Genomic DNA, 8,343 nt, shown 5'->3' on the forward strand with positions numbered 1-8,343 from the left:
ATGGGGCATCGACCAGGGCGGCGGAGCGATCCCCAAGCGGGTTCAAATGCGCGACCCAGGCCAGAACGTCGGTCAGCTTGCGCTCGATCACCGGCCTCTCGGCCGCCGGTGCCCTGTCGATCGCCGCCTCGATCTGGCGAATGTTCTGAGAAAACTCGGCGATCAGCGTGTCGAACGCTGCTTCGTCTTGGGACATGTAGATGGCTCCGTCAGATTGAATCTGACCGCCACTGGCAAGGATGGTGCTGGCCCTCTCGAGCGCCTCGGACACGTCTTCGAAATTCGAACGGGACGCCTCCGCCGCGAGCCCGCGATAGATCAACGCGTTGTGCCGGACGGTTTCCAGAGCGGCCGCCAGGTCAGCGCCGGTTCTCTGGCGCTCGACAGGGGGACGGCCTTCGTCGCGGGCCTTGTAGATTTCATCGATCTCGGCGCGGTAGGTCGTGACGCCGCGATCCAGACGGCGCGTCGCCTCAAGGCGGATCCCATGAACTTGGGCCGCCTCGACCATCGCCTCGCGAAAGGCGTCGTAGTTGAAGTGATGATCCTTCCCGAGAAAGAACATTTCGCCATCCTTGCTGCGGCGGTTCAGAACGATATGCGCATGTGGATGCGCGCGATCTTGGTGTATTGCAGCAATATAGTCGAATTGCGACCCCTCACCTTGAAAGAACTTCTCGCAGACCGCCTGGGTGATATCGCGCACCTCTTCACCCCTGGTCCCAACCGGGAATGCCATCAGCAGATGCGACGTATGGCCAAGCTTGGGGCTGTAGCGCTCGTTCCACTGGTTCTCGAACCGCCGCGCCACTCGGTTGATCTCGGCTTCCGAGAGCTGCTTCTTCCCGTCATGGGTGCCGCGACTGTCGAGGATATGGGTCGACTTTGTTGTGAGATATGTGAGCTGAGCCCGTAGCTGCGCCCCGGTGTGGCAGCCCCCTTTCGAGATAGCCTTGAAGATCGCTGGCGAATAGCCGCGCGCGGCCCGAACCATCTGCGCGCCCTTGGAAAGCCCCTGCCAGGATCCCGAAACTCGGCTCCAGCCGCGGTCAAATAGCGCCGGGTCGATGCCACGGACCCGGTCACTCCGCTCCATTCTCATTCCTCTCGGCGAGGTCCGCCAGGGCAGAGCTGATCTCAAGGTCCAGCACGCTGCGCCGCGCACGCGACATCTCCTGAACCTGGTCGGCCAGATCGAAGACCAGACCCGCAAGGGCGCGGACGTCACGGTGGCTTGAGGCCGGGTAGGACAGTCTCTCGCCCCGCACCTTGGCCTCGTTCAGACGTCGCGCAATCTGGTTCACATTGTTGCCGACCCGGTTGAGCGCGGCGCCGAGATTGCGCAACTCGTCACACATCTCGTCGTCGGGCAGGAAGACACCTTCGGCCGCCAGCATCAGGCGGCGCATGGCATCCGAGCGGTGCGCAATCCCGCGCCGCGACAGCGCCGCGTCGAACCGGCGCAGGTCGTCGTCCGAGACCCGGATCCCCACAACCCGCGATCGGCTGCCGTTCGCTGTCTGACGCTCATCCCGGTGGTTCACCACGTTGTAGATCGTCTTCAGGCTGACATCGTAGCGCGCGGCCAATGACGCCGCGGAGACGCCGTTCCGGCGCTCCTGGGCGATGGTCGATCGTTCGATCTCTGACAGTCTGCGACGGCGGGGCATTTTGAAGTTAACGTTCCTATTTCTTGCCAACTTCGTACAAGCCCGCCGACTCCCAACGCAAGTGGAGTCGGCCATAAGGGCTTGTACTCAATATAGAAAATCGCCCTGCAGGGGCGATTTCCCGTCCTTTGTCAAATGGATCGCGCTTCGCGCTCATTGCACCACGCGATGCGGTCTCCGCATTGTGCATCGCGTCTTTTGCGCCCCGTCTCTTGCACCCCGCAAGACGGGTTTTGCCGCGTGCTGACCGTCTCGCGTCACCCGCAGAACGACATACGCGAAACTGCCTCCCGTCGTCTGGAGCGCGCTATCCGTCACCTGCATTCCGTCCGCAGCACATCGCCAAGCGCATCCCGACATTTGGAGGGTGGGTGGTGCCCCGCGACGAATGCTGAAGGCGCCACGGCAGACGTTGCACGGTCATCGCAAAACGCCGCCCGCTGCATGCCAAACGCGGGTCGCATCACGACTTCTGCTTGACCCTTCCGCCTCATACGTTTAGCGACACTTTAGCATTATCGTTGCGATTCACTATTTTTGCTGAGGATCAGAATGCCGAACGAAAATCTTGTGGTGATCGCAGCGATGGCCCGGAAAGGGGGCAGTGGAAAAACGACGCTTTCGCGCGCCTTGATCAGCGCCGCGATCGCCGCCGGACGCAGAGTGATGTTGATCGACACGGACAGCACGAGGGTACTCGGGGCCTGGCATGCTCGGGCGGAAGCCGGTGGGCTGAGTTCGCCGCTTCTCTGCTCGGCCACCGTCGAAAGCGTGGCGGGTGTCGAGGATCAGATCGATCAGGTCTACATGGCAGGCACGGCAGACTTCATCTTCATCGATACCGCAGGGGTCGGTGCCGAATGGTCAGACGGAATTGCGGTGCTTGCGGACCACATCGTGACGCCCGTCATGCTGTCGACGTCTGATTTCGATGTCGGAGCGCAGACTTCTGATTGGTTTGAGAAACTGAAATCCCGTGTTGACGACCCCTCCAGCCTTCCGCGCCACCACGTCGTCCTCAACATGGTAGACCCGAAAACGACCCGTGCTGACGCCGCCCTGATTGAAGAAGCGCTCACCCGTTTTCCGGTGATTGAGACCGTCATGATGCGACGAAACACTTACAAGGAGATGGATCAGAAGGGGCTTCTCCACGCCTTGGCGCTGGAAAAGCAATCTGATCCGAACCCGCTGATGCGCCCACATGTACGTCATGTCGTCGAGGCGCTCGAGGAGGCGACGGACGTCCTCAACAATATTCTTGCTGCGTGAAGACAGTCGATTGCGCAAGAAGATCCCGACCATCACTAGGCCCGACCCAGCCTACGCCGCCACCCTGCAACAGGGTGACCGTGAGATTCCCGGGAAGGAAGATGAGGCACAGGTCACAGCAACAAAGACAGGCACCCCAGCCGCTGACGTTGACGCGGATCGGCACGGGTCAGAGCGTGTGCCGGAAGGTGCCGTGGCGCCGCACCAAGTCACCGCGGAAAGCTCTGACCCGCATACCAGCCTGAGAGCTCCCGTATTGGCGCGCGCTTTGAGCCCCACCCGGAAGATCGACATCAGGGTCAACGCACTCGAACGACAGGAAGCAGCGCTGCAGACTTGTGGTGTCGAGCCAGCACATGTGGTGCGTGCCGCCCTGCGCCGTGCAGTCAAAGGCTGGCAACTGTCGCCGGTCTTCGCGCCAGTCGCGGAGGAGCGGCGCACTCGAAACACGCAGTGGCAGGCCCGGACATCTCTGGCAGTAGATGCAGCCAGCCTGGGTGTCCTCCTCCGGGACCACGACCCCCTCGACGTCTTGAGTAAATGGGCTCTGATCCGCGGCCAAGTGGAACCACGCATATGGGGCGAGATCGACAAAATCTTGGAAGAAATTGCGGTTCGCGCTGCATCGCCGCATGAACCGTAAGATACCTATCTGAAAAGATAACTTGCATTTTGCCGGTGGATTTTCGCCCACCCGGAACGGTTCATCTTGCAGTTGCAGAAACCTAGTCCTAACACCAGCTAACAGGAATTTCAGACCTCAGTAGTGACGAGTTGCGAGGTCCATTTAGGAGGAACGCATTATGAATATGAAGCCCCGCCTGACTGGCGAACCGATCATGCGCATCCTCTGCAAGACATCTGAGAATCTGGTTGGCTACCTTTACCAATGGAACAATGGTGACGTGCAGCCTGCCTGGTTCGACGGCGCCATAGCGGACGTTCGCTATGAACCATTCATTCAAGCGCCGGAACAAAACCCCGCCGATCCGAAGGCCCCCAGACCGCGTCAGCAAGGTCCGACGCACCTTGAAAAGGCATAGCTCAAGGCCTCGCGTCGGTTTGTGGGTCACCCCATCCCGCAGGTCCTTTGAGCGATAGAGTTGACTTCTATGCCTCAGAAGTGGTCTAGATATGAGTTATAGAAAGGATGTCTATAACTCATGGCTTGGAACTGGACGCTGCCTGATTGGCCGGATTTCCGGTATGACGCCACCGCTCTGGAGCCGTTTGAGCAGACGTTCCTGCTGTCGTCCGGAGAAATCCTCGGCGCGGTCCATCATGTCAGCCAGCCGGAACGCGAGCAACTCCGCATCGAACTGCTCAGCGAGGAAGCGATGCAGACGAGCGCCATCGAGGGTGAAATCCTCGATCGGCTCAGTGTCCAGTCTTCGCTGCGCCGCCATCTGGGCCTCGATCCGGACAGCTACCCTGCCAAACCGCGCGAACAGGGCGTCGCGGAAATGATGGTCGACGTCTATTCCAGTTTTGCAGAGCTGCTAACCCATCAGACACTGTACCGCTGGCATCGGATGCTCCTGTCCCATGACCGTCGGTTGGAAACCATTGGGGCCTACCGACAACACGCCGAGGCGATGCAAATCGTTTCCGGCCGCCTTGACCGGCCCACGATCCATTTCGAAGCGCCGCCCTCGGAGCGGGTCATGCCTGAGATGGAGCGATACGCGGATTGGTTCAACAAGACCGGTCCGGGGGGAGCAGAGCCGCTTCCAGCGCTGACGCGCGCAGGGCTAAGCCACCTCTATTTCGAGAGTATCCACCCATTCGAAGACGGCAACGGCCGCTTGGGTCGCGCCCTCGCTGAAAAGTCGCTGGCGCAGAACATTGGCCAGCCGACCCTCATCTCGCTCGCCTTCACCATCGAGAAGGAGCGCAGGGGATACTACGATCAGCTTGAGCAGCATCAAAAAACGCTCGACGTGACCGATTGGCTCGTCTGGTTCGCAGAAGTTGTCTTGAAGGCCCAACAGGCAACACTCGACCGCGTAGGCTTCTTCATCAGCAAGGCACACTTCTACGATCGTCACAGAGACCACTTGAACGAACGCCAGGCCAAGGCCATCGCTCGAATGTTTCAGGAAGGCCCTGGCGGTTTCAAAGGCGGCCTCAGCGCCGACAACTATCTCAAAATCACCCGAACTTCACGCGCAACCGCAACCCGCGATCTGCAGGATCTAGTCGAGAAAGGTGCGCTCAGCCGAACTGGTGAGCGACGCCATACGAGGTACTGGTTGAACCTGAATCCACGGGCGTCGAACCAGCTACAATGATTGGCGTAGAAGTGAGACAGCGCCAAAGGCGTTGCCTATTCTCTGAGCGAGACAGATTGGTTTCCGGCACTATCCGCGCGCAGGTCAAGATCAGACGCGGATGAGAGAACAAAGCCAAGATTGTCGCCAAGGCCAAAGGGAAAAATCACCGGTTGGGCCTCTAGCGTTCCGAGTCCGACAGGACGACCTACGGCTTCCAAAACGGCGGTTGTCATCCAACGTACGAGGTCCGATCCCTCCAACGCACAGGCTTTCTTCCGGGTTAACGTTTTGCCGTTGTCGCTTCGATCAAGCAGCGCCCAGTCTATCTGAGACTGAAGGACCATATTGGTCATCCGTCTGGTCCCCTCACGTTCGCCATAGATTTCTGCCATCCGACGATGCACTTCAGCGGTCGTGCAGTCGCCTTGAAGCGAAGTCAATCTGCCAACAATCTCGGCCACTTTGGCGAAGAAGGGATATGTCACGATAGCCATGCCCCATGTCAGGGCCGCCGGCGAGGTAGATGGCGCCGATTGGAACAGTTCCACTCCGCGTTGAGCAAAAGGCTCCATTTCCTTTCGCGGCTCTAACCAAAGGCGGTTCAGTACAGTTCTGGTCTTCTTCCTAGCCGCAGGCCCTGAATGGGCTTCATCCAACAGAGCATCGAGCTCGCTGATGTCAGCGAGACCGGCCCTTACTTCCAGCGCTTTTTTCGCCCACTCGAGGCGGATGAAGCGGTCAAATCCTATCTGAGGTGCTGTCGCTCGCATGTTCTTCTTTCTTCATTCTTATCTTCACAAACGGCACAACCAGTTCCTCTAACGCCATTCCTCCGTGAGCAACGATCTTGTTCCCTCTTGGCACAAACGCGCCGCGTTCATTCGCGTAAACTGGCAAGAAGTCGGACGGAAGCCCTGGACCGCTAAACTGAAATGCATCGATATCGGGCGGAACGGATGCAGCAAGGTCCTCGCTGCGATAGGCCCTGACGCGCTCACCCTTCATCTCGGAGACAACGCCCTGGCTGAGCCGTCCAATGCCGTCGGCGTCAACATTGCCATGGTCCGCAGTCAGGTAGATATGATAGCCGTGCTGAGCAAGCATGAGAAACAGCTTTTCAATGAAGCCGGTATCGCACCACTCGCGAATTTGGCCAGCAATCCCGCGTTTCCCAAGCATTGCTCCGTGGACAATTTCATCGACCATATCAACGACAAGGCCCGCAACCTTGGTCGTCGGCTTTGAAAGTACGTCCTCGAGTAGAGCCAATTGGTCGGAACGTTTGAGCCCCTTCTGGAAAACGACCTCTGGCTTCCGGAGGCCGTTTTCCTGCCAGAACTTCGTCCAGAGAGACGACTCTTGTGCCGTCGAATCCATTGAGCCTTGAAACTCCCGTGGCTTGAGGCCCGAAAAGAGCGCCTGGCGAGAGATTGACGTCAGAGTCGGCAGCCACGCAAAGCAGCCGCCCTCGTCGGCGGAAAAGTCGGGAAGCTTGGTCGACAGGTGGTCCCTGATCTGGGCCCACTGGTCCAATGCCAAACCATCAAAGACAAGAAGAGCAATTCGATCTTCGCCAAAGCCCCTGCGCATCGCGAGATAGCGCGGCACGTGATGTACCATCACCGGCGCTTTTGCGACGGGTAGGGACGGCAAGTCGGCAAAATGCTGAAGCACCCAATCCTTGAGGCGGGCATCGGCCTCTCTTTGCAAACTCTGGAGCTGCCCCTGCAGGTTATCTGCGTCCGCCGCTTTCAGTTCGTTGAAGCGGTAGATGAGTTCTCCAAGGCGGCGCGCCGCCTCTACCCAATCTCGATGCGACGCCCCCTCCGAGGGTAGACTCGCCACGTTCCTTTTCGCTCCCTCCGACACCAGATGCGCAAGTGCCTGAGGGTCATCTATCAGACCAACCTGTATCCAATCGGGAAGGTACTCAGGACGGACACTTGCCTCAATAGGCTGAAGGGCTCCCTCGAGGAACATGGTATCTATGATCACCCTTACGTCGGGGTGATCAAAGGGCACGTCATACGCATGGCCTTCGACCGGCTCCTGATCCCTGCCGCGGGCATCAGGTTCAACGCCATATTTTGCGACGAAACGCGCCCAAGATTCCTGTATTGCGCGGAGCATAAAGGGTTTTGAGGCGAGCAGTTCACTAATCGGAAGACTTCCAAGAGATGTGTCCCGAAGAACGGTTGCGACATGGTCTGCAAATAGGCTGGGAAGGCCAGCCCCGCGATAGTGAAGCCGCAGAGCTTCTCGCCAGAAATCCTCCGGTCGATTCAGCAGATAAGGGCTAAGCCTGAAGATGTGCGTGAGGACAAAATTCTTGGTCTCAGCCTCACCGAGCAGCTGCGTCACATGCTTCTGGTAGGCTTGGAACAGCCCTTCATGGTGTTCAGAGTCGAGCTTGCGGACGACACCATAATTCAGATTGGGAAAAAGATCAGCCAAGCTCAGGCTGACTTGTCGTGCTGCCCTGATGTAGTCCCAAGGTATGGAATTGATGTCCGCGCCCCGCCACTGCAGGATGAGCGCCTTCGCGGTACCTTTCTGACCCACATCCCATGCGGATCGATAACGCTCTTCATACTCGGTTCTAAACGAAACAGAATCTTCGAACGGGAGAACCTCAAATTCGCGTTCGCGAAGCCCAAGCAGAATGGTCTCATCCAAGAGCAGGCCATCCGGATCCAAGGCGATCCAGAAGCGAGACAGATCTGCGGGAAACTCCCGCAGGATACGATCGGCCCAAATACTCATCGTGCACCAGCCACCGTTTCGCCAATTCGCAACACGAGGAGGGCATTGAGATCGGGCGAGTAGGAGGCCGCAGCATCGAGCTGCGCCATCCGAGCTTCATGTTCTTTCTGCAGCCGCTTCCGTCGATAATCGCGAACAGTCTGAAGCCCCACTCTGCCAATCGCCTGGTGTCGAGCTTCGAAAGCGTAGAGTGCGCGTTCGCGTTCTTCATCGATCCGAGCCTTGTGCTCTGTCACAAGATCGGAGAACACCCGCTCTCCTTGCGTGACCGCAGCCCCTTTCGATCTCTCGAACCAGTCGCGCGGCGCCTCGATCTGAGGCGCAGCAATCGGCTCGATCTGCTCCGTCAGAAGCACATCCCAAAT

General features: G+C 58.7%; 8 protein-coding genes and 1 pseudogene. 4 read left to right on the plus strand and 5 right to left on the minus strand.

Annotated elements, in window-relative coordinates; all coding sequences use genetic code 11:
* The coding region (locus AC2FL1_RS20870) for a relaxase/mobilization nuclease domain-containing protein (RefSeq protein ID WP_496878190.1) at positions 1-1,096 on the minus strand (1,096 nt) is incomplete at its 3' end.
* On the minus strand, positions 1,083-1,670 hold the full coding sequence (mobC, locus tag AC2FL1_RS20875) for a plasmid mobilization relaxosome protein MobC (protein WP_496878191.1): 588 nt from the start codon (positions 1,668-1,670) through the stop codon (positions 1,083-1,085). The genes mobC and AC2FL1_RS20870, both read right to left, overlap by 14 nt.
* 552 nt (positions 1,671-2,222) lie before the next feature.
* On the opposite strand from mobC, the gene AC2FL1_RS20880 reads away from it, so the two are divergent.
* From AC2FL1_RS20880 to AC2FL1_RS20895, 4 genes are all read left to right on the plus strand, one after another.
* Positions 2,223-2,942 (plus strand): ParA family protein, encoded by a 720-nt coding sequence (locus AC2FL1_RS20880; RefSeq protein WP_496878192.1) that lies wholly within the window; start codon positions 2,223-2,225, stop codon positions 2,940-2,942.
* Between the two features lie 10 nt (positions 2,943-2,952).
* Complete coding sequence (locus AC2FL1_RS20885) at positions 2,953-3,585, plus strand: hypothetical protein (protein ID WP_496878193.1); 633 nt, start codon at positions 2,953-2,955, stop codon at positions 3,583-3,585.
* A gap of 160 nt (positions 3,586-3,745) precedes the next feature.
* Positions 3,746-3,985, plus strand: coding sequence for a hypothetical protein (locus AC2FL1_RS20890; RefSeq protein ID WP_496878194.1), 240 nt, complete (start codon positions 3,746-3,748; stop codon positions 3,983-3,985).
* 120 nt (positions 3,986-4,105) lie between these two features.
* On the plus strand, positions 4,106-5,233 hold the full coding sequence (locus tag AC2FL1_RS20895) for a Fic family protein (protein WP_496878195.1): 1,128 nt from the start codon (positions 4,106-4,108) through the stop codon (positions 5,231-5,233).
* 35 nt (positions 5,234-5,268) lie between these two features.
* Here AC2FL1_RS20895 and AC2FL1_RS20900 read toward each other — a convergent pair whose 3' ends face one another.
* From AC2FL1_RS20900 to AC2FL1_RS20910, 3 genes and pseudogenes are all read right to left on the minus strand, one after another.
* The gene (locus tag AC2FL1_RS20900; protein ID WP_496878196.1) at positions 5,269-5,985 is read right to left on the minus strand and encodes a hypothetical protein; all 717 of its coding nucleotides are present in this window, start codon (positions 5,983-5,985) and stop codon (positions 5,269-5,271) included.
* Complete coding sequence (gene pglZ, locus AC2FL1_RS20905) at positions 5,954-7,978, minus strand: BREX-3 system phosphatase PglZ (protein ID WP_496878197.1); 2,025 nt, start codon at positions 7,976-7,978, stop codon at positions 5,954-5,956. Before pglZ ends, AC2FL1_RS20900 begins: the two co-directional genes overlap by 32 nt.
* Positions 7,975-8,343 (minus strand): annotated as a pseudogene (locus AC2FL1_RS20910) (helicase); the annotation flags it as partial. The gene pglZ and the pseudogene AC2FL1_RS20910, both read right to left, overlap by 4 nt.

Source organism: Ruegeria sp. YKSF070 (assembly GCF_059612725.1).

Coding starts and splice junctions, on each gene's coding strand:
- mobC (WP_496878191.1), bottom strand. CDS start 1,670: ATGCCCCGCCGTCGCAGACTGTCAGAGATCGAACGATCGACCATCGCC.
- AC2FL1_RS20880 (WP_496878192.1), top strand. CDS start 2,223: ATGCCGAACGAAAATCTTGTGGTGATCGCAGCGATGGCCCGGAAAGGG.
- AC2FL1_RS20890 (WP_496878194.1), top strand. CDS start 3,746: ATGAATATGAAGCCCCGCCTGACTGGCGAACCGATCATGCGCATCCTC.
- AC2FL1_RS20895 (WP_496878195.1), top strand. CDS start 4,106: ATGGCTTGGAACTGGACGCTGCCTGATTGGCCGGATTTCCGGTATGAC.
- AC2FL1_RS20900 (WP_496878196.1), bottom strand. CDS start 5,985: ATGCGAGCGACAGCACCTCAGATAGGATTTGACCGCTTCATCCGCCTC.
- pglZ (WP_496878197.1), bottom strand. CDS start 7,978: ATGAGTATTTGGGCCGATCGTATCCTGCGGGAGTTTCCCGCAGATCTG.